A 20,419-nucleotide genomic window follows, 5' to 3' on the forward strand; every position below is an offset into this window, starting at 1 on the left:
GCTTCGTGAGGCTGCGAACATGACGTTTAAATTCGACAAGCTCTATCGCTTGGGTGCTTGGGGGGCGGCGGCGTGTATGGTGGCTATCTGTGCACTAATAGCGCTTCAGGTGACCTTCCGTTTGGTAGATGCTTTGCTGGTGTTGGTGGGTTTGAGCCGCCTGGGGCTAAGTATTACCGGCGTTTCGGAAATTGCTTCTTATCTTCTGGTTGGCGCGACCTTTCTGGGGTTGGCCTACACTTTCGTGCATCACGCTCATATCCGCGTGACGCTACTAATTACTCGGCTACCATCGGCCATCCGTGTGTGGTTCGAAGTGTTTGGGCTCATCATCGCCCTGGTGATCAGCCTATTACTCAGCTATGGCCTAGTTGGGTTGGCAAGAGAGAGTCTGCAGTACAACGATGTCTCTTCAGGGTTTGTGTCGATTCCGCTCTGGATTCCTCAGCTTGTGCTCGCGACCAGCGTGGCGCTGCTCTGTTTGGCGCTGGCCGAAGCCCTTTATATGGCGCTTCGTATTGCCATTCGCGACCCATCTAGTTTTCGCGAAGCCACCGCCCCTGATGACAGTGAGGGATACTAAATGGCGACCTTAACTCACGTTCTGCTAACGACACCTGTGTTGAAAGTGCCTCTGCCCCCTAAACCGGAGAGCTTCTCGTGCTGCTATTAAGTCTCGCCACTATATTTACCCTCGTGTTGCTGCTGGGGAGCGGGGTGTGGATCGCCTTTGCGCTGATCGGTACTGCCTGGATTGCGCTAGAGTTCTTCAGCTCGTTTTCACCCGCGTCTATTTTGGCCTCCGATTTTTGGGGAGCAAGCTACGGTTGGGACCTTACTGCACTGCCCATGTTTATCTGGATGGGTGAGATTCTGTTCCGCTCCGGGCTCGCCGATAATATGTTCCGTGGCCTTTCGCCCTGGTTAAACCGTCTGCCGGGCCGTTTGCTGCATACCAATATTATTGGCAGCGGTATGTTTGCAGCGGTCTGCGGCTCTTCGGCTGCTACCTGTGCCACGGTGGGTAAAATGACGCTACCGGAGTTAGAGCGGAGGGGCTACGACAGCAATATGGCGATTGGCACCCTGGCCAGCGCCTCGACACTGGGATTGCTCATTCCACCTTCCATCGTGTTGATCGTCTACGGCGTTGTCACCGAGCAGTCGATCTCCAGGCTGTTTATGGCCGGCATCGGCCCAGGCCTGATGATACTGGCAATGTTTATGAGTTATCTCATTCTGTGGGCGCTGCTTAAAGGCAACCGCGAAGGGCTGACCGGTGAGGATGAGTCGGGCATGAGCTTTGCCGAGAAACTGCGTAACACCTGGTCTCTTATGCCAATTCTGCTGCTCATTGGTGGGATTATCTTCTCGATTTATGGCGGCTTGGCGTCACCCACTGAGGCCGCAGCGGTCGGTGTAGTGCTGTCGATTGTTATTGCCCGCTTCAATGGTCACTTTGACCGCAATATCTTCAAAAGCTCGCTGTTTGCCGCTGTTCGTACTGCTTGCATGATCGCCTTCATCATTGCTGGTGCGTCGTTTTTGACCTCGGCCATGGGCTTTACCCAAGTGCCCATGAAGCTGGCTCAGGCAATTGGTGAAATGGGGCTTTCACCGACAATGTTGTTGATTGCGCTGACGTTGCTGCTGCTAATAATGGGTTGTTTTCTCGACGGAATTTCACTAATACTGCTGGTCACAGCGATTATTATGCCGCTGGTGAGTGCGGCAGGGTTTGACCTCATCTGGTTTGGTATTTATTTGGTGATCGTCGTTGAAATGTCCCAGATCACGCCGCCGGTTGGTTTTAACCTGTTCGTGATTCAGGGCCTGACGGGCAAGGATATTTTAACCATTACCAAAGCCACGCTGCCGTTCTTCCTATTGATGCTGCTGGCGATTGCCTTAATGCATCTCTTCCCCGGTATTGCCCTCTATTTACCGGAGGCAATGACTCGCTAAACGCCCGCCATCGACCACAATTAAACATCCAAGCGGCCGCCATGGCTGCCTGGATGTTTAACGGGTGCTTCTTTGTCGCGACACTTCGCGCTAAGCTGAAGAAAAAGCGGGAATAGGTGAGCCCACCAATGCGCATGTGGAATAACGCGGCCGATATCTTCCGCCAACTGGCAGAAGGCGTGGGACAGAGTGGAAGTCCTAACTTTTATGCAACGCTAGTGGAGCGTTTAGCTGCCATATTAGGTGTTGAACATGTATTGGTAGCCGCTGTTGCTGAGCAAGGGATGGCCGAAACCTTGGCCGTTTGGTCAAATGGTGCACTTCAAGCCAACTTTACTTACTCATTATCAGGCACCCCCTGCGAAACCGCCTTGGGCCGTGAATTCTGCCTATATGATTGCGATGTTCAGTTACGCTTCCCCAACAATAGCCTGCTCAATGAGCTCGGTGCCGAGAGCTATATGGGGTTACCTCTATTGGCAGCGGATGGCTCCCCGGTAGGGTTGTTATCGGTACTCAAAAATGCACCGATGCATACCGATGGTTTATCAAGTGAAATACTACGTATAGCTGCAGCCCAAGCAGGGGCAGAGCTTGGCCGTCAAAAAGCGGAACAGGCATTAAGAAAAAGTGAAGAAGTTGCGCGCGAGAGCGAGCGCCGCTTGGATACGCTGCTTAATCACCTCCCAGGCATGGCCTATCGTTGTTTAAATGACCGCGAATGGACCATGCAACTGGTTAGTCAGGGGGCGGAAGCGTTAACGGGGTATCGGCCTGATGAGTTGCAAGGCAACCGGGTTATCAGCTTTGCCGCTTTGATTCATCCTGAGGATCAAGACAAGCTCTTCAAGGAGGTACAGTCGGCCATAGCGAGTAAACGGCCTTATCGTGTGGTGTATCGATTGCAACACCGTGACGGCAGCCACCGCTGGATTTGGGAACAGGGCCAGGCCGTTATAGATGATGCCGGTGAGATTGTTTGTCTGGAAGGCTTTATCTCTGATGTCACCGATCAACAAGAGTCACAGCGGGTGCAAAACGCCGTGCTGCAAGTGGCTTCTACGGTCACCACGCGAGTCGGCGATGATTATTTTCAACAATTGATTGCCACCTTGGTTGAAGTGCTGGAAGCCGATGCGGGTTTTATTGCGCTGCTGCATACATCGCCCCAGGGAAGCGAAGAAGTCTATGGTCAGGCGACCACCGTCAGCATGGTGGTAGAGGGAAAATCGCTTGAACAGCACACCTTTGCATTAAAAGAGTCACCGAGCGAACAGGTGGTGCTAGAGCGGGAAGCGGTGGTACATGATAGCCCGCCGCTTCTGCTAGCAGGTACTCTGCTGCCGGTCAGGGCTTGGATTGGCCGCCGCTTGGACAACGCCAACGGTGAAGCCATTGGTGTAATGATGGTTTTTTACCGCCAACCACTAACCACCAATGCGTTTGCCACCTCAGTATTACAAATCCTCTCTACCGGCGCCGCGGCAGAGCTTGAGCGCCGCCGGGACCATCGGCATATGCACCAATTGGCCTATACCGATAGCACCACTGGCTTGCCTAACCGTGTTCGTTTCATGGAGCTGCTAGGGACAATGTGGAAAGAGGCTCATCAACGTGAGCATGGGCTTTCGCTACTGTTATTGGATATTCGTCGCTTTAAAGAAGTGAATGACCTGCACGGCCATCAGGTGGGAGATCAATTACTGATCACCGTGGCGGATCGTTTACATCGGATCAGCCATACGGCTGGCTCGCTGGCGCGCTTATCCGGTGATGAATTCGCCTTGCTGTTGGTCGATGCTGATGAGGATCACGTCAATGATCTTATTGAGCAGCTGCGCGCAGTCGTCACGCAGCCGCTGCATCTGGAGCGCCGCGTTTTTCATCTTGATGTCAGCATTGGTTTTGCCCATTACCCTCAAGATGTCGCTAAAGCAGGCGAGTTATTTAACGCTGCCAGCATTGCACTTCACCACGCCAAGCGGCGCGAAAACAGCATCTGTCCCTATACTCAAACCATGCGTTATGCGCTACAACGGCGCCAACTGATGAGCGAGCGGCTTAGCGCTGCTATTAGCGAACAGCGGTTGCAGCTCTATTTTCAGCCGCAGGTAGACCTCACTAACGGGCGGCTGACAGGCGCTGAAGCGCTATGCCGCTGGCACGATGCAGAGTGGGGCTGGGTGAGCCCGGGTGAGTTTATTCCTCTCGCTGAAGAGCGCGGTTTAATTCGAGGATTGGGAGATTGGGTGCTGGAGGAGTCCGCAAGGCAACTAATGGCCTGGGGAACGCAAAACAAGCAGGCACTGCCGGGTCGGCTGTCGATCAATATTTCCGCCCAACAGTTTGCTGACCCAGAGCTAACCCAACACATTGCGCAACTAACGGCTGGCGTTCCGACGAATGCCATCTCGCTGGAGCTTACCGAAAGCGACTTTATGCGCGACCTCGACCAAGCCGTGGAAATTACTCACGCCATGCGTAAGGCGGGTTACGCTCTCTCTATCGACGACTTTGGCACGGGCTACTCGTCACTCGCTTATTTGCGACGTTTCGCCACCGATGCATTGAAAATCGATATCTCCTTTGTGCGTGAAATGCTCGATAATCGCCACGACCGCACCATCGTGCAAACCATCATTGCCATGGCGCAAGCGCTCGAGATGAAGACCGTGGCCGAGGGTGTCGAGACCCAGGAACAAGCACGTCTGCTGGCCGAAATGGGGTGTAATGAAGCCCAAGGCTACTGGTTTGGCCGTCCATTACCGGCCGATGAGTTTGCGGCGATGTGGTTATCACCCGCGTAAGGGGCTAGCCGTAAAGTGTTTCCCAATGAATTTCATGTTTAGGTTCGGCGTCTAACTGTAGTTCACACTCAATGTGTTTTAAATGATGCAGCATTAGCTTAATAGCCGCAGCCTCATCATGAGCGGCAATGGCGTCGACTATTAACCTGTGCTCATCTTCAGGGCAGGCAGGCGTTTGAGGTGCGTCGTAAAGCGCAATGATTAAGCAGGTCAATGGGCACAGTTCGGCCATCAATTTTTCTATGAATTTATTACCGCTGACTTCTGCCAGTAGCATATGAAACTGGCCAGAGAGGCGAATGATTTTTCTCCGGTCTCCTTCCTGCCGAGCGTCCGCCTCGGCGACTAAATGTTGGCGCAATCGAGCCAAGTCATGTTCGCAGGCGCGAGCAATTACATTACGTACTATTTCGGGTTCAACAAGCCGTCGAGTTGCGAATAAGTCGCGTGCTTCAGCAGCACTTGGGCGGGTAACAAATGCACCTCGATTGGCATGTAGCGTTACCAGCCCCTCTTTAGCAAGTAGGGTGAGGGCCTGACGAATTTTGGTCCGGCTAACGCCAAAGGCACTTGCTAGCTTCTCCTCTACAAGCTTAATGCCAGGCGGTAACCGGTGCTCCATTACCGCATCAGTAATGCGCTCGGCTATTTGCTCGATGGCAGGCTTGCTAGTCGGGGCGGCGTCCATGGTCATCTTATCCTGTCGAAAACTGTGTTCAGTATGCCGTAACGGCAAGGGGGTCAGTAGTGCTGTGTTCAAAACGTTTTAGAATTGGAAAATCGCACTATTCAAGTGCAATCTCCATGCGAAATGGCATCAATTTTGTGCATTATTATGTTTAATAAATTGTATGCAATTTATTAAACAATATCACTATGATATTTTTTATACCCTTTTAATTCTATTTTAAATCATCGGTTTGTGCTGCATTTAAGTCCATTTTTTTAACCGCCAATGTCTGTATGGCATGAGGATTGCTGCTTCATTTTTAGGTAATCGATTGCGCGAGCATGCGATGACTACTTTATGAAACCGCTGGAGCCTCCCCATGATCTCTAAAGCTAACGTTGTAAAACTGGCCTCGCTGTTGACGGCTGCAACGCTATTCTCCTCATCACTACAGGCGGCTGAACGACTGCGTGTAGCGGGCAACTTCCCCACCGATCACTCTGTCTCACGCGCGATGGAGGTGTTCAAAGAGCAGGTAGAGAGCGAGTCTGACGGCGAGATTCAAATTGATCTGTTTCCCGCTATGCAGCTAGGCGGCGCTACTGAAAACGTCGACCAAGTTCGCTCTGGCACTATCTTCGCTGTTTTCACGTCGATCGCTTACTTCACGCGCTCCATCCCTGAGTATGAAGCGGTCAGCCTCCCCTTTCTGTTCGATAACCGTGAACAGGCGTTCGCCGTTATGGACGGGCCCGTTGGTGAGCAGTTGGATGAAAAGATGCTAGGGCTTGGTTTCGTTAACCTTGGCTATGGTGAATTGGGTTTTCGGCACGTGACGAATAACTTGCGCCCGATTACCTCGGTTGAAGATTTTGCGGGCATGCGCATTCGCCTGCAGCCTAATGAGGTTCACCTGCAGACCTTCCGTGCACTGGGTGCTAACCCTGTTTCTATGGATGTGTCCGAGCTTTATTCAGCACTTCAGCAGGGTGTCCTCGATGGTCAGGAAAACCCTTACAACATCATCGCCAGCCGTCGCTTTAACGAAGTGCAGGAGTACCTCTCAGATAGCGGCCACTTCTATGACTTTATCAATGCCGTTGCTAACCAGCGTAGCTACGAGCGCCTCTCAGAAGAGCACCGCGCCATTATTGATTCAGCCATGGCGGATGCAATGGCGTGGCAGCGTGAAGCCGCCGCTGATGAAGAGGAAGCGTGGCGTGAGCAGTTAATTGCAGACGGTATGGAGTTTACGCCGATCTCACCGGAGCTACGGGCTGAACTGCGCGAAGCTACGTTGGAAGTCACTGAAAGTCTCAAAGAGCGTATAGACCCTGCGTTCATTGAGTTGGTCACCCAGGAAGCTGAAGCAGCACTGTGAGACCGGCCATGACACCTACCTCTGCATCACCCCAAGTTGATACTAAGCGGGGGCCAGCGCCCCCGCATTTAAGCACCGCGTTTAAACGTGCGAAATGGGTCGTTGAGCGCTTAGATGCCGTTACCTACTGGGGCATTGTTGCTGTCATGGCGCTAATGGTGACCATCGTGGCGCTTCAGGTGTTCTGGCGCTATGTGCTTGGCTCCTCCATTGATGCTGCAGACGAACTCTCGCGCTTGTGCTTCGTGTGGGCGATTTTTCTGGCCATCCCCCATGGCGTTAAACACGGGGTGCATGTCGGTATTGATCTGTTTGTGATGATGATGCCCGCCTGGTTGAAGGAGGTTCTGTTTCGTCTGATGGCAGGCGTTTCCACGCTGCTAATGCTGATGGTGATGGTCGGCGCGTGGGTCGCGACAGTTGATCGCTGGCCAGAGCTGATGCCGACCCTGCCGATAACCTCTGCCATCTACTACATCGCCGTACTGATTTGCGGTGCGCACGCCTTTTTGCACTTGGCCCTGCTCGCATGGGGTGGATCGCGTACATGGGAGGAGTTGTCATGACGTGGATGGCAATTGGCTTGTTCCTGGCCCTGGCTTTTTTCGGTATGCCGTTGGCTTTTGCGCTTGGTTTTGGCTCGCTAGCGGGCCTGTGGATGCTCGATTTTGAATTGGTGGTCATGCCGCAGCGCATGATGCATGCGGTTAATAGCTTCCCCTTAATGGCTATTCCGCTATTTATGTTGGCCGGTGAGCTAATGGTGCGTGCTGGCATTATGGATCGACTCATAGCCTTCGCGAACAGCTTGGTTGGGCGGATGCACGGCGGTTTGGCCCATGTGACGATCACGTCAGGAACTATCTTTGCCTCCGTCAGCGGTGCCGCGGTTGCAAGTGCCAGCGCCATGGGCAGCACCTTGGTTCCCTCGCTACGCAAGTACTATCCCGATGCTTACTCAGGGGCAGTTATTGCCTCTGCCGCTAATTTGGGGCCGGTGATTCCCCCCAGTAATGCCATGATCGTGTATGCGCTGATGGCGGGCTCTTCGGTCTCCGTGGGCGGGCTCTTTATCGCCGGTATTCTGCCCGGCATTTTGTTAGCCGTTGGCTTTATGGTGATTGCCAGCTGGATCTCGTGGAAGCGGGGTTATCCGCTCACTGGCGAGCGTTTTAATCTGGCCAATGTGTTGCACCAAGGGCGGCGCGCGATGGTCATCATTATGATGCCAGTGATTGTCGTAGGCGGTATTGTCGGCGGCATTTTTACCGCTACCGAGGGCGCTGCCATCGCCGTGGTGTACTCCGCGCTGATCGGTTTTGTCGTCACGCGGCGGCTGAAAATTTCCGACCTGCCGGGCTGTCTATACCGTGCTGCGGTCACGTCGGCCATGGTCGGTGCGCTGATTGCGTTTGCTTCTGTGCTGACGTTCATCTTCACCGTCGAGATGGTGCCGATGATGCTATCTGATTTTATTCAGGAGCTGACCAGCGACCCGATGACCTTCATTTTGCTCACCATGGCGCTGCTGGTCGTGGTTGGCATGCTCATAGAATCTAACGCCGCCTACATCATGCTGGTGCCTCTGTTTGCGCCGGTTGCGCTGACCTATGGCATCGACCCGCTCTATTTCGGCTTTCTGTTTATGTACAACCTGGTCGTCGGCATGATGACACCGCCGGTAGGTGTGCTCTATTTCGTCATGAGCGGCATCACCAAGGTGCCCATGATGCAGCTTGTGAAAGAGTCGCTGCCCTTTGTGGCCTTCCAATTCGCGGTGCTTGCCCTCTGCATCTTTGTTCCCCAGCTCGTCACCGCGCTGCCCCGCGCGCTTGGCTATTAAATGTTATCGGAGCAGATAATGACGCAACCATTCGATGCTCAGCATCCCGCTGATTTGGTTATTCATGGCGCTCGAGTGCTGACGGTTGATCCACAGCTGGGCGAAATTCCAAATGCCCGCTTAGTGATTCATCAAGGTCGCTTAGTCGAGGTAGGCCCAAACGATCCGGCACAGCCGCTACCCCCTGCGCGCCGTACTCTTAATTTAACCGGCCGAGTGATTACCCCAGGCTTCGTCAATGTGCATACCCACACCATTCTGAGCATGGTGCGCGGTGTCGCGGAAGATATGGGGTTCGCTCCAGCGTATACGCCCGGTGTGCCCCATGGTCATGAAGTGAGCGAAGAGGAAGCCGTTGCCTTGGCACGGTTAGGGGCCGCCGAAGCGCTGCTGTTTGGTTCAACGCTGATTAACGACAGCTATGTGCATGCCGACTTAACGCTTCCTGCCATGGGTGAGCTAGGTATGCGGGTGATTACCTGTGGGCGCATCCACGATGTGGATTTCAGCCGTGTGCACGAGGGGATCTGGGAGCATCGCGATGCAATTGGCGAGCGAACGCTAAATGAAGCCATTGCCCTTCACGAGCGCTGGCAGGGCAAGTTGGATGGCCGCTTAGGCGTCGAGCTTGCTGCCCATGCGCCTGATACCTGCTCCCGTGCCTTATTAGCCAAAGTTGCCACTGCCCGCGATGCACTGGGTATTCACGTTAATGGCCACCTTTCCCAAAGCGTTAAAGAGAACCGTCGAGTGATAGAGCGTGACGGGATGACGCCTAGTGAGCTGCTGGAAGATGTGGGGCTGCTAGGCCCTCGGTTTACCGCCGCCCACTGCATGTACGTGACCGACAGCGATATTGAGCGTATTGGCCGTACAGGCACGAACATTGCCCATATCCCTCGGGGAAATGCCACCGGCGGGCGTATTGCACCTACCACGCGGTTACGCGAAGCAGGCGCAAACCTTGCCCTGGGCACCGACAACATGCACGGCGATATGGTGGAAGTGATGCGCTGGGCGCTGATTATGGGTCGGGTGCAGGAGAGCGAGATTAACGACACTTGGCAGCCTCATCACGTGTTGGAAATGGCCACCCTAGGGGGCGCAAAAGCGTTAGGGCTGGATGCTGAACTGGGCTCTCTCACTCCCGGCAAACGCGCTGATTTAGTGGTGTTTGACTTCCGTCGCCCGCACTTAGTGCCGCTGATTAACGCTCTGGGCAACTTGGTACACACCGCTCAAGGGCGGGATGTCGAGATGGTGGTATGTAACGGCCAGATAGTGGTTGAAGACGGCGAGCTGTGCTTGGCCGATACACCCGCATTGCTGGCCGATGCGCAGCACGCGGCTGAAGCGCTCTGGGCGCACGCCCGGTCTCAGGTTTGATGCGGTGGAGACTGCCTTTATGAAGCTACTAATCGTTAATCCTAATATCTCACAAAGTGTCACCGACCTTATCGCTGCTGAGGCGCAGCGCTCGGCAAGCGGCGATACACAGTTGACGCTGCGCACGGCTGCCTTTGGGGTTGCCTATATCGAAACCCGCGCTGAAGCAGCCATCGGGGCCTATGCGACATTGAATGAGCTTGCTGAACACTATGCCGGACATGACGCCGCGATCATTGCCGCCTTTGGCGACCCTGGCTTAGAAGCCGCCCGTGAAATGCTGCCGATTCCAGTGGTCGGGCTTACCGAAAGTGCGCTGATGAGTGCCGCCATGCTGGGTGGTCGCATCGGTATTGTGGCAATTTCGCAGCGTATTCGCGCCTGGTACAGCGAAACCGTTGACCGCTACGGGATGACCTCGCGACTGGCCAGTATCCGCTGCTTAGACGAACCGCTGCCGAATATTGGCAGTGTTCAGCAGGATAAGGGTGAACAGCTAGTGGCGCTATGCGAAGCCGCCGTACGCGAAGACGGAGCCGATGTGTTGATTATTGCAGGCGCACCGCTGGCAGGGTTGGCCCGCAGCGTTGCCGAGCGAATTCCGGTGCCGGTAGTGGATGGTGTGAGCTGTGCCGTACATCAGGCAGAGCTATTAGCACGCCTCAACCCCCACAAAGCCTCTGCGGGCAGCTACGCCGTACCACCTGAAAAAAGCTGGACGGGATTGTCGCCCGCCCTGGGCCAATTAATTGGGCGGCAGCGCATATCGTAAGGCAAACACCGCATATAAATTTTGGAGCACGACCATGACCATGCCCCGTAGCCGTTTTGGTGTTTTAACACCCTCTTCAAATACTGCGCTTGAGCCATTGACCTCGGCGATGGTGGCTCAAGTGCCTGGCGTCACCGCGCACTTTTCTCGTTTCGGCGTTACTGAAATAGCGCTAAGTCAGCGCGCATTGGGCCAATTTGACGATACCCATGTGCTGGCTGCCGCCAAGCTGCTCGCCGATGCCCGGGTCGATGTGATTGGTTGGAGCGGCACTTCAGCCGGTTGGCTTGGCTTTGACCATGATGTCACTCTGTGCCAGCGCATTAAGGCTGAAACTGGCATTCAAGCCACCACATCCATGCTGGCGCTCAACGAGATCATGACCGAGCACGATGTACGTGAATTTGGTCTGGTAACGCCTTATACCGACGACGTACAGCAGCGCATCTTGGCGAATTACCACGCCGAAGGCTTCAGTATTGTTGCGGAAGACCACCTTAGTATCAGTGAAAACTTTGCCTTTGCTGAGGTGAGCGCAGAGACCCTCACGGCCCAAGTACGGCGGGTGGCTGAGCAGGGCGCTCCCTTGATAGTGGTCGCCTGCACCAACCTCAATTCTGCTCAACTGGTGGCCCAGTGGGAAGCGGAGCTAGGCGTGCCGGTGTTGGATACTACCGCGACGGTGGTGTGGAAAATGCTGCGTATGACGGGGCATGCCACTACGCCGGTCACCGGCTGGGGACGCTTGATGGAAGGGACGCTGTAATATGGCTGAGTTCGATTTAGTGGTTCGCCGGGCGCGCTGTGCCACTGCCGCCGATGTTTTTGACGCCGATATTGGCATCCGCGATGGCGTGATTGTTGCTCTAGGCAATGCGCTGGCGGCAGGGAAGGAAGAAATCGACGCGGCAGGGCGCTGGGTACTGCCTGGCGGCATTGATGGCCACTGCCATCTGGATCAGCCGACTTCCGATGGCTCTAAAATGGCTGACGATTTCTTAACAGGAACGCGATCGGCAGCCTGCGGCGGCACAACAACCGTATTCCCTTTTGCCTGCCAAATTAAGGGTCAGAGCCTGCGGGCCGCGGTGGAGGATTATCACCACCGGGCGGAGGGCAAGGCGTGCATCGACTATGCCTTCCACCTGATCGTCACCGACCCTACGCCTGACGTGTTAGCAGTAGAGCTGCCTGCGCTAATCCGCGAAGGTTACACCTCGTTTAAAATCTACATGACCTATGACGATCTGAAGCTAGCGGATCGTGAAATCATTGATGTGCTGGCGGTTGCCCGTGAACACGGTGCCATGGTGATGGTCCACGCCGAAAATGCCGACTGCATTGCCTGGTTAACCGAGCGCCTGCTCGCCAATGGCCATACAGCTCCCCGTTACCACGCTGCCTCCAGACCGATGCTGGTTGAGCGCGAAGCTACCCACCGTGCCATTGCCTACGCCGAGCTGGTCGATGTGCCGATCTTGATTGTGCATGTGTCTGGGCGTGAAGCGATGGAACAACTGCGCTGGGCCCACCAACATGGTTTACGGGTTTATGCCGAAACCTGCCCCCAGTACTTATTTCTAACCGCCGATGACCTGGGTTTAGATGATGACCCTGATGATGACCCCCATGGCGCCAAGTGCATTTGTAGCCCGCCTCCTCGCGATAAGGCGAATCAGCAATTCGTCTGGGATGGATTAGAAAATGGCGTTTTCCAGGTGTTCTCCTCCGATCATGCTCCGTTCACCTTTGACGGGCCGCAGGGCAAGTTTGCGGCAGGTGAGGATGCCAGCTTTGCGCGCATTCCCAACGGTATTCCAGGGCTTGAAACCCGCTTAGCACTGCTGTTTAGCCATGGGGTAGAGACCGGCAGAATTACCATTCAGCAGTTTGTGGCGCTCACGGCCACCAATGTTGCGCGCATGTATGGGATTTATCCGCGTAAGGGGTCGATTGCTATTGGTGCTGATGCAGATCTAGTCATCTGGGATACCGGCCTTGAGCGCACTATTCGCAATGTGGATTTACATCATGGCGTTGATTACACCCCCTACGAAGGCATTCCCGTCACCGCTTGGCCCGCCTTGACCCTGTCGCGAGGCGAAGTGGTCTGGCGGGATGGCGACTATTTAGGGACGCCTGGGCGCGGAGCTTTTCTGCGCTGCGACCTGCCTGCTCCCGCACGGCCCAAACCGCGGCCGGAAGGGGGTGGCGCGTGGTGATCTTTTCAGCAGCAGCACGTCTGCTAATACGTGCGGAGTCGACCTGATGCGAAAGCCCCTGACCAACTCTCCTTTGTTGATTGGCAAACTGCTCTCGTCGTTGCTGGCGTTTGGGATAGTGGCGATTGGGGTTAGCTTTTTGCGCATTGTGCACGGCACACCACCCCCCTATGGCGCGCCGGGCGATATAGGCTCGGCGGCGTTTTTTCCTGGTCTTGTGGCGCTGTTGGTCACCGGCTTGGGGGTGGTCATGCTGTTGGCGACATGGCGGGCCAACGCAAACGTTGTATTTGAGCGGGGCCGTACCGGAGTAGCGCTAATCGCGTTTATCTTAATGCTGGCGATGGCGTTATTGATCAACGTAGCGGGTATTTGGTTAGTCAGCATGTTGGCAGTGCCACTGTTAGCAGTGTGTTTTGGTGAGCGGCGCTGGTATGTACTGCTGGCCTTGGCCGTTATTCCGCCTACCGTTGTCATCCATCTGTTTGAAGGGGTGATGGGGATCTATTTTCCGCGGGGGATGCTGCTGTGATTGATTTTAGTGTGTTGCAGCAGGGGTTGGCGATGCTGGCCAGTCCGTGGACCTTTCTGGCGCTTTCCGCTGGCTTAGCCGGTGGTATTTTGATTGGCGCACTGCCGGGGCTTACCGCCACCATGGCGGTTGCAGTGCTGGCTCCTTTTACCTTTTTTATGGACGCCACTATCGGCATTCCGTTTTTGCTGGGCATCTACAAAGGGGCCATTTATGGCGGCTCTATTCCAGCCATTTTAGTCAATACCCCTGGAACGGCAGCGGCGGCCGCAACGGCTAAAGATGGCTATGCGCTAACGCAACAGGGTAAGTCGCGCAAGGCGCTTGAACTGAGCTTGTATAGCTCGGTCGCGGCTGATTTTCTCGCCACCTTGGTGCTGATTGTGGTGGCCATCCCCCTGGCCAGTATTGCAATTCGTTTTGGTTCACCGGAGTTTGCGCTGCTCTATCTGATTGCGCTGACCATGATTGCAACGGTAAGCGGTGAAAGCTTTCTCAAAGGCATGATTGCCGCAGGGCTAGGCCTAATGGTTGCCTGTGTAGGCCTTGATCCTATGACCGGCTATCAGCGGTTTACCTTCGGCAGCACCGATTTATTAGCGGGGGTATCGCTGATTCCGTTGCTAATTGGCATGTTCGCACTCAGCGAAATTCTGATGCAGCTCACTCATCCTCCCTCTCATTCGGTAGAAAATAGTCATGCAGGGGCGGTGGAACATGGTGGCGAGCCGCTGCGCTGGGCGGAGTTTTGGGCGTTGCGACCAACGATTATTCGCTCCACTACGTTAGGCGCATTTTTAGGCTCGCTACCGGGGTTAGGGGCTGAAATTGCCTGTTGGATTGCCTATGGAGTAGCGAGAGGGCGTTCTCGCGAACCAGAAAAATTTGGTAACGGTTCACTGGAAGGCCTGGCCGCCGCAGAGTCAGGCAACAACGCTGTCGTCCCTGCCGCGCTTATTCCGATGACCATCTTTGGCATCCCCGGTGACACGATTACAGCAGTGCTTATCGGTGCCTTAATGGCTCAGGGCATGATGCCAGGGCCGTTGATGATCCAGCAAAATCCCGGCTTTCTATTTGGCATGTTCTTAGTGCTGTTGGTCACCAATGTGCTGCTGCTTGGTTTTGGGTTACTCGCGATTCGCTGGCTCAAACAAGTTACGCGTATTCCCCCCACCGTGCTGTATCCCTGCGTCATGCTGCTCTGTTTGTGTGGTGCCTACGCCGTTAACTCCAGCTCCTTTGATTTGCTGGTATTAGTGGCGGGCGGTGGTTTGGGTTATGTCATGCGGCGTACAGGGTTTCCTGTGGCACCGCTGATTATTGGCCTGTTACTTGGGCCGGGTTTTGAGAGCGCCCTGCGCCAATCGCTGGTGTTCTCAAACGGCAGCCTGGCGATCTTCTGGTCGCGTCCAGGCAGCCTTATCCTGCTGGTCTTATTAGCCCTGGTCATTGTCGTGATGGCTTGGCGTGGGCTAACGACGGCAGGAATTATTAAAAAGCGCTTTAAACGTCTTCCTTCCCCGTCCCAAAAGCACTAGGAGTTACCTCATGACTCGTCCCATTTTTGCTCGTACGTTAATGGCCGCTTCATTTACGGCCGCCGCGACCCTCACCGCTGGGCAAGCGCTAGCTCAAGATAGCCATTTAGCCGATGAACCTATCCGTTTCGTAACACCGTATCCAGCCGGTGGGTCGCACTCACTCCATGCTGGTATTATCACGGCGGTGGGGGAGGACTTCTTGGGTCGCCCGCTAATTTCTACCATTCGAGGTGGCGGTGGTGGTGCCGTTGCTGCGGCTGAAGTGGCGCGTAGTACGCCAAATGGCACCATGTTGTTGTTTGGTGACCCAACGATTAACTCGTTGCGCCCTCAAGTCGAAGACCTACCTTACGAAATGGATGATTTTGTCGCCGTAGCACGCATCAATTACAGCCCTGCGATTTTTGTTACTACGCCGGATCAGCCTTTTCAAACCATCGAAGAGCTAGTCGATTACGCCGAAGGCAACCCCAACGAGCTGGTTTACAGCTCCGATAACCGTAATGGTTTTACCTTTACCGTATTTGAAATGCTTAAGTCCACGGCGGATATTGATATGCGAGGCGTAGAGCTTGGTGGCGGCGGCCCTGCGGTGACCCAACTGTTGGGTGGCAATACCATGGCCTATGCGGGTGACCCAAGCGTTGTCGGCGAGCACCTTGATGCGGGTACACTGGTGGGTCTATGTGTAACCGACACTGAGCGCTTTGAAGCCTATGCGGATATCCCCACCTGCCAGGAAGAGGGCTACGATGTGGTCTTCCAGTTTTGGCGGGGAGTGATGGCGCCCGCAGGTACACCGCCTGAAGTCGTGGCTGAACTCAGCGATGGCTTTGAGCGCTTAACCCAGGATGAAGGTTTTCTTCGCTTGATCGGCCAGATTGGCTCAGGTATCCAGTTTCTTGACCATGAAGCCTTTGCTGAAGCCTTAACGGCTGAGCAGGCCGCACTGGGCGCTGCTTACCTCGGCGAATAAAAACGCCGTCCGCTCAAGCAGCTTCTGGATCAGGAGCTGCTTGTTTGTGTGCGCTATGGAAAACCGATATGGATAAAACCACTATGCACAAAACCATAACGCTAGTGGGAACGCTGGCGCTGAGTGAGGATGGCGTTTCTGTCGGCACTGAGCCGATGGATATCGTCATTCGCAATGGCGTGATTGACGACATCCGCCCATCGGGAAGCCAGCCAGTGGAAGGAGAGCGGGTAGATGCCTCCGACACCTTTACCGTGCCTGGCTTTATTAACGGCCATCACCACTCCCATGAAAATTTCCACAAGGGGCGTTACGACCGACTGCCCCTTGAGCTGTGGATGAATTACGTACGGCCAGCAAAGCCGCTACCGCTGACCGCTGATGACATCTACCTGCGAACGTTAGTCGGTGCTTGCCAAGCCTTGCTGTCGGGCACCACCTGTATTGTCGATGATTTCAATGCGTCACCGGTTTTAAACCCTGAGCATGTGCAGGCCGCCTTAAAGGCGTATGAAGATATAGGGATTCGTGCGTTGGTAGGGCCGACGCTGTTCGATGTGCCTTTTCATGAAAGCGTGCCGTTTATCCACGAAGAGTGCAGCCATGGAACCTTGGCCAGTTTAGCGCCGGGTAACGCGACGCCCGCCGCCGAGTATTTGCGCTTTGTTGAGTCACTGGCGGCAACGCGTCACCCGCGTGACAATCGAGTCGGTGTACTGCTAGCACCGTCAGCCCCCCAACGCTGCACCGATGATCTCTTGAAAAAGGTTCGCGCACTGGCTGATCGCACTGGTTTGCCGGTGATAATACATGTGCAGGAGACTCGGCTACAGGCGGCTTCAGCATGGCACCAGCGCGGCAAAACGCTGTTTAAGCATTTGGATGAATTGGGCTTTCTGGCACCAGGCACGTCGCTTATTCATTCCGTGTGGCTAACGGATGATGACATCGCGCGGATTGCCGCTAGTGGTGCCAGCGTGCAACATAACCCCAATAGTAATTTGAAGCTGGGTTCGGGCTTGATGCCCCTTCGCCAACTGCTGGATGCCGGGGTCAACGTTAGCCTGGGCACCGATGGCTGCGGTTCATTGGAAACCACCGATATGCTACGTGTAGTTGCTAATACGGCGCTGCTGCACAAGCTGCGGGGTAATGATTATCGCCGCTGGGTGGGCGCTGAAGAGGCTTTTTATGCCGCTACCCAAGGCGGCGCAAAAGCGCTTGGGCTTGAGAAACAGCTGGGCTGCTTAAAGGTTGGGCAGCGTGCAGACATGGTGCTCTATCGGTTGGATGCCCCTGCGTTTACGCCGCTGAATAACCCTTTACGCCAATTAGTATTTGGGGAGAGCGGCAACGGCATTCATAGCGTGCTGGTAGAGGGCGAATGTGTCGTTGCAGATGGCAAATTAACCCGCCTCGATCAACGCGAGATATCCAAACGTATCAGCGAGGCTATGCAGCGGCTTAGGCCCGAGATTGCTAATGCCGAACAAATGACCGAAGCCTTACGCCCTGCTTATGAACGCATTTGGCAGCGCTGCCAGACATTGCCGCTCGCCCCAGGCACTATCGCTGCTAGATTTGATGACTGACGATTGTCGCCATTTATATTAACCACCAGCGTCATCGTCTTGTCATCACCTTTGGCATACCCTACGCGCCGCCAACCCGCGATAAAGGAGTGCTCCCATGCGTCTGGCCCTGTTTGATCTTGATGACACCCTCCTGGACGGAGACTGCAGCGATCGCTGGAATTTATGGATGATAGAGCAAGGTTGGATCAGCGATGCCGAGACCTTTATGGCGCGTGCGGATCAAATGCAACGGGCCTACCACGCTGGCAAGCTTAAGCTGGAAGAGTACTTAGCCATGACGCTCGCGCCGCTGCGAGGGCGACGCGTGAAGGATGTGCAAAAAGAGGTCGAGCGCTTTGTGGCCATGCACCTGCAGCCGCGTATTTTCGATCAAGCCTGGGCCTGCCTGGAAGCGCATCGCCAGGCGGGTGATACCCTGCTGTTGATCTCGGCTTCGTCGCGCCATCTCGTTGAGCCGGTAGCGATGGTGCTAGGAATAGAGCACGTGCTAGCGGTGGAGCTGAGCGTAGAGCGCGGCGTGAATGAAGACGCTCGCTACACCGGCCAAAGCGAAGGCATATTTTCATATCGTGGCGGTAAGGTGCTGCGCCTAAAGCAGTGGCTGACTGAACAGCAGCTCACCCCTAGCCACACGACATTCTACTCAGACTCCCGTAATGACCTACCGCTGCTGCAATACGTGGATTGCCCTGTGGCAGTCAACCCTGACCCGGTGCTGGCCGAGGTGGCTAGCGTTGAAGGTTGGCGGCGCTTAGACTGGCGGGCGATCACGCCAAACCGGCGTTTCACTGCCTAACGCCTTGCCAGGAAAATTGGTGCATGTCTGATGCCTACTATTTACAGCTAACCGAACAGCTGCGTCATTTAATCGACCAAAATGCCGTCCACTGGGACGGTAAGTTGCCTGCTGAGCGCGCGTTAGCGGAACGCTTTGCCACCACCCGCGTGACGCTGCGCCAAGCGCTGGCGCAACTCGAAGGTGAGGGCCTTATTCACCGCAGCAACCGGCGCGGTTGGTTTATCTCTCCCGCCCGTTTGGTTTACGACCCCACTCGTGATGCAGGCTTTAATGACTATGTGCGTGCCCAGGGGCGGCAGCCCCGAACGGCGGTTTTGAAGCTTGAAACCCGTGCTCATGTGCCCGCTGCACGCGCGCTGGGGCTGCCGGATGATCAGCCGTTTCACCATATCCGCCGCCGACGCTATGTGGATGACCGCGCGGTACTAGTGGAGTCGCTGTGGGTGGTGCCAGAGCGCGCGCCCGAATTGCTGGACATCTACAGTGGACAGTCGCTCTGGGGTCTGCTGCGTGAGCGCTGGGGGCACTACTTGGCCAACCGCTCGATCCGCATGGTATCTGAAGCCCTGTTACCTATTGACGCCGAAGAGTTACTGGTGGCACCAGGCACTGCCGGGCTGAACATTAACCGCGCCATTTTAGACGACCAGCAGCGCCCCATTGAGTACGATGAAGAGCACTGGCTGCATGATTCCCTGTGTATCAGCGTGGAGCTTTCTGGTCAGCAATAACGCGCTCAGCATCACAACTTAAAAAATCGGTCAAATAAGCGTCATCGCGCTGTCATTTAATAGCGGCAAACTTCTGGTCTATACCAATTAGCCGGGAGACTACTATCATGATGCCACGCCGTTTATTACCCTCCACGTTGTTAGCAGCTGTCGCTGCGGTTGCGCTTGCCTCAAATGCTCAGGCCACTGAATTAACGGTGTATACCGCCGTTGAGTCCGACGACCTGCAAAAATACGCCGAACGTTTTAACGCCGCCCATCCGGATATCGAGATTAACTGGGTGCGCGACTCCACCGGCGTGATTACCGCTCGCTTGCTAGCAGAGAAAGACAACCCCCAGGCCGACGTGATTTGGGGCCTGGCCGCTACCAGCCTGCGGGTGCTTGAAGAAGAGGGCATGCTGGAACGCTATGCCCCCGTAGGCGTTGAAAACCTCGACCCAAAATTTGTCGATGCGGCCTATCGAGACGGCGAAGACCCCGCGTGGGTGGGCATGGACGCCTGGGTGGCGGCTATTTGCTACAACACTATCGAAGGTGAACGCCAGGGCGTGCCGATGCCGTCCTCCTGGGAAGACCTGACCCAGCCAGAGTTTGAAGGCCATGTGATCATGCCCAACCCCAACTCGTCCGGTACCGGCTACCTGGATGTCGCCAGCTGGCTACAGCTATGGGATGAGGAGCAGGGCTGGGACTATATGGATCGTTTGCATAACAACATCGCGCGCTACACCCATTCGGGTTCTGCACCTTGTAGCCTGGCGGCCACAGGCGAGACCGTAGTAGGCGTGTCATTCGCTTTCCGAGGCGCGCGCCTGAAGTCACAGGGTGCGCCTATTGAGGTTGTCTTCCCTGAAGAGGGTCTGGGCTGGGATATGGAAGCGTCCGCAATGGTGGCCGGTACCGACAAGCAAGAAGCGGCGCAAACGCTGTTGGATTGGTCGATCTCACGGGAAGCCAACGAGCTGTATAACGAAGGTTATGCGGTGGTGGCCTATCCTGGCGTTGCACAGCCCATCGAAAACTACCCCACCGATATTACCGAGCGCATGATCGACGCCGACTTCAAGTAGTGGGCGGCCGTGAACCGCGAGCGCGTGCTGGCTGAGTGGCAGCGCCGCTATGACGGTAAAACCGAACAGTAAGCTGCGATTCGCGATCAGTTGCCTCGGCGTTTAAGCCGGGGCTTGGAGATG

At 55.3% G+C, this 20,419-nt stretch carries 17 protein-coding genes and 1 pseudogene; 17 read left to right on the forward strand and 1 reads right to left on the reverse strand.

Translation table 11 applies throughout. The features are described from left to right. Positions 1-19: 19 nt before the first annotated feature. The 3 genes from MLE19_RS15165 (at position 20) to MLE19_RS15175 (ending at position 4,772) form a co-directional block, all read left to right on the forward strand. On the forward strand, positions 20-583 hold the full coding sequence (locus tag MLE19_RS15165; RefSeq protein WP_240718971.1) for a TRAP transporter small permease: 564 nt from the start codon (positions 20-22) through the stop codon (positions 581-583). A gap of 77 nt (positions 584-660) precedes the next feature. After that, positions 661-1,965, forward strand: a complete 1,305-nt coding sequence (locus tag MLE19_RS15170) for a TRAP transporter large permease (protein WP_240718972.1) — start codon at positions 661-663, stop codon at positions 1,963-1,965. Between the two features lie 128 nt (positions 1,966-2,093). Beyond that, on the forward strand, positions 2,094-4,772 hold the full coding sequence (locus tag MLE19_RS15175; protein WP_240718973.1) for a bifunctional diguanylate cyclase/phosphodiesterase: 2,679 nt from the start codon (positions 2,094-2,096) through the stop codon (positions 4,770-4,772). A 4-nt stretch (positions 4,773-4,776) separates the two neighbouring features. On the opposite strand, the gene MLE19_RS15180 is transcribed toward MLE19_RS15175, so the two are convergent. Then, positions 4,777-5,460, reverse strand: a complete 684-nt coding sequence (locus MLE19_RS15180) for a GntR family transcriptional regulator (RefSeq protein ID WP_240718974.1) — start codon at positions 5,458-5,460, stop codon at positions 4,777-4,779. Between the two features lie 361 nt (positions 5,461-5,821). Here MLE19_RS15180 and MLE19_RS15185 point away from each other — a divergent pair, with 361 nt between their 5' ends. The 14 genes and pseudogenes from MLE19_RS15185 (at position 5,822) to MLE19_RS15250 (ending at position 20,368) form a co-directional block, all read left to right on the forward strand. Beyond that, the gene (locus MLE19_RS15185; protein ID WP_240718975.1) at positions 5,822-6,823 is read left to right on the forward strand and encodes a TRAP transporter substrate-binding protein; all 1,002 of its coding nucleotides are present in this window, start codon (positions 5,822-5,824) and stop codon (positions 6,821-6,823) included. Between the two features lie 8 nt (positions 6,824-6,831). Next, positions 6,832-7,389, forward strand: coding sequence for a TRAP transporter small permease (locus MLE19_RS15190; RefSeq protein ID WP_240718976.1), 558 nt, complete (start codon positions 6,832-6,834; stop codon positions 7,387-7,389). After that, positions 7,386-8,666, forward strand: a complete 1,281-nt coding sequence (locus tag MLE19_RS15195) for a TRAP transporter large permease (protein WP_240718977.1) — start codon at positions 7,386-7,388, stop codon at positions 8,664-8,666. The genes MLE19_RS15190 and MLE19_RS15195 overlap by 4 nt, the downstream gene beginning before the upstream one ends. A gap of 18 nt (positions 8,667-8,684) precedes the next feature. Beyond that, entirely contained in the window at positions 8,685-10,052 is a 1,368-nt protein-coding gene (locus MLE19_RS15200; RefSeq protein WP_240718978.1) for an amidohydrolase family protein, read from the forward strand. Positions 10,053-10,071: 19 nt separating this feature from the next. Beyond that, entirely contained in the window at positions 10,072-10,824 is a 753-nt protein-coding gene (locus tag MLE19_RS15205) for an aspartate/glutamate racemase family protein (protein WP_240718979.1), read from the forward strand. Positions 10,825-10,858: 34 nt separating this feature from the next. Next, the gene (locus MLE19_RS15210; protein WP_240718980.1) at positions 10,859-11,590 is read left to right on the forward strand and encodes a maleate cis-trans isomerase family protein; all 732 of its coding nucleotides are present in this window, start codon (positions 10,859-10,861) and stop codon (positions 11,588-11,590) included. Between the two features lies 1 nt (position 11,591). Then, on the forward strand, positions 11,592-13,046 hold the full coding sequence (hydA, locus tag MLE19_RS15215) for a dihydropyrimidinase (protein ID WP_240718981.1): 1,455 nt from the start codon (positions 11,592-11,594) through the stop codon (positions 13,044-13,046). A gap of 46 nt (positions 13,047-13,092) precedes the next feature. Further along, complete coding sequence (locus tag MLE19_RS15220) at positions 13,093-13,578, forward strand: tripartite tricarboxylate transporter TctB family protein (protein ID WP_240718982.1); 486 nt, start codon at positions 13,093-13,095, stop codon at positions 13,576-13,578. Further along, entirely contained in the window at positions 13,575-15,119 is a 1,545-nt protein-coding gene (locus MLE19_RS15225) for a tripartite tricarboxylate transporter permease (RefSeq protein ID WP_240718983.1), read from the forward strand. Before MLE19_RS15220 ends, MLE19_RS15225 begins: the two co-directional genes overlap by 4 nt. Positions 15,120-15,129: 10 nt before the next feature. After that, positions 15,130-16,098, forward strand: a complete 969-nt coding sequence (locus MLE19_RS15230; RefSeq protein ID WP_240718984.1) for a Bug family tripartite tricarboxylate transporter substrate binding protein — start codon at positions 15,130-15,132, stop codon at positions 16,096-16,098. Positions 16,099-16,166: 68 nt separating this feature from the next. Next, on the forward strand, positions 16,167-17,690 hold the full coding sequence (locus tag MLE19_RS15235) for an amidohydrolase family protein (protein ID WP_240718985.1): 1,524 nt from the start codon (positions 16,167-16,169) through the stop codon (positions 17,688-17,690). A 97-nt stretch (positions 17,691-17,787) separates the two neighbouring features. Next, complete coding sequence (locus MLE19_RS15240; protein ID WP_240718986.1) at positions 17,788-18,489, forward strand: HAD family hydrolase; 702 nt, start codon at positions 17,788-17,790, stop codon at positions 18,487-18,489. Between the two features lie 23 nt (positions 18,490-18,512). Next, a complete protein-coding gene (locus MLE19_RS15245) occupies positions 18,513-19,223 on the forward strand; it encodes a UTRA domain-containing protein (protein WP_240718987.1) in 711 nt (236 codons plus the stop codon). A 107-nt stretch (positions 19,224-19,330) separates the two neighbouring features. Continuing rightward, positions 19,331-20,368 (forward strand): annotated as a pseudogene (locus MLE19_RS15250) (putative 2-aminoethylphosphonate ABC transporter substrate-binding protein). Positions 20,369-20,419 lie beyond the last annotated feature (51 nt).

Origin of the sequence: Vreelandella neptunia (assembly GCF_022489065.1) — a bacterium.
In the GTDB taxonomy this organism is placed as follows: domain Bacteria; phylum Pseudomonadota; class Gammaproteobacteria; order Pseudomonadales; family Halomonadaceae; genus Vreelandella; species Vreelandella neptunia_A.

What these genes read in the sequence shown, in the direction of transcription:
- MLE19_RS15165 (WP_240718971.1), top strand. Translation starts at nt 20, where the DNA reads ATGACGTTTAAATTCGACAAGCTCTATCGCTTGGGTGCTTGGGGGGCG.
- MLE19_RS15175 (WP_240718973.1), top strand. Translation starts at nt 2,094, where the DNA reads ATGCGCATGTGGAATAACGCGGCCGATATCTTCCGCCAACTGGCAGAA.
- MLE19_RS15180 (WP_240718974.1), bottom strand. Translation starts at nt 5,460, where the DNA reads ATGGACGCCGCCCCGACTAGCAAGCCTGCCATCGAGCAAATAGCCGAG.
- MLE19_RS15185 (WP_240718975.1), top strand. Translation starts at nt 5,822, where the DNA reads ATGATCTCTAAAGCTAACGTTGTAAAACTGGCCTCGCTGTTGACGGCT.
- MLE19_RS15190 (WP_240718976.1), top strand. Translation starts at nt 6,832, where the DNA reads ATGACACCTACCTCTGCATCACCCCAAGTTGATACTAAGCGGGGGCCA.
- MLE19_RS15195 (WP_240718977.1), top strand. Translation starts at nt 7,386, where the DNA reads ATGACGTGGATGGCAATTGGCTTGTTCCTGGCCCTGGCTTTTTTCGGT.
- MLE19_RS15200 (WP_240718978.1), top strand. Translation starts at nt 8,685, where the DNA reads ATGACGCAACCATTCGATGCTCAGCATCCCGCTGATTTGGTTATTCAT.
- MLE19_RS15205 (WP_240718979.1), top strand. Translation starts at nt 10,072, where the DNA reads ATGAAGCTACTAATCGTTAATCCTAATATCTCACAAAGTGTCACCGAC.
- MLE19_RS15210 (WP_240718980.1), top strand. Translation starts at nt 10,859, where the DNA reads ATGACCATGCCCCGTAGCCGTTTTGGTGTTTTAACACCCTCTTCAAAT.
- hydA (WP_240718981.1), top strand. Translation starts at nt 11,592, where the DNA reads ATGGCTGAGTTCGATTTAGTGGTTCGCCGGGCGCGCTGTGCCACTGCC.
- MLE19_RS15220 (WP_240718982.1), top strand. Translation starts at nt 13,093, where the DNA reads ATGCGAAAGCCCCTGACCAACTCTCCTTTGTTGATTGGCAAACTGCTC.
- MLE19_RS15230 (WP_240718984.1), top strand. Translation starts at nt 15,130, where the DNA reads ATGACTCGTCCCATTTTTGCTCGTACGTTAATGGCCGCTTCATTTACG.
- MLE19_RS15235 (WP_240718985.1), top strand. Translation starts at nt 16,167, where the DNA reads ATGGATAAAACCACTATGCACAAAACCATAACGCTAGTGGGAACGCTG.
- MLE19_RS15240 (WP_240718986.1), top strand. Translation starts at nt 17,788, where the DNA reads ATGCGTCTGGCCCTGTTTGATCTTGATGACACCCTCCTGGACGGAGAC.
- MLE19_RS15245 (WP_240718987.1), top strand. Translation starts at nt 18,513, where the DNA reads ATGTCTGATGCCTACTATTTACAGCTAACCGAACAGCTGCGTCATTTA.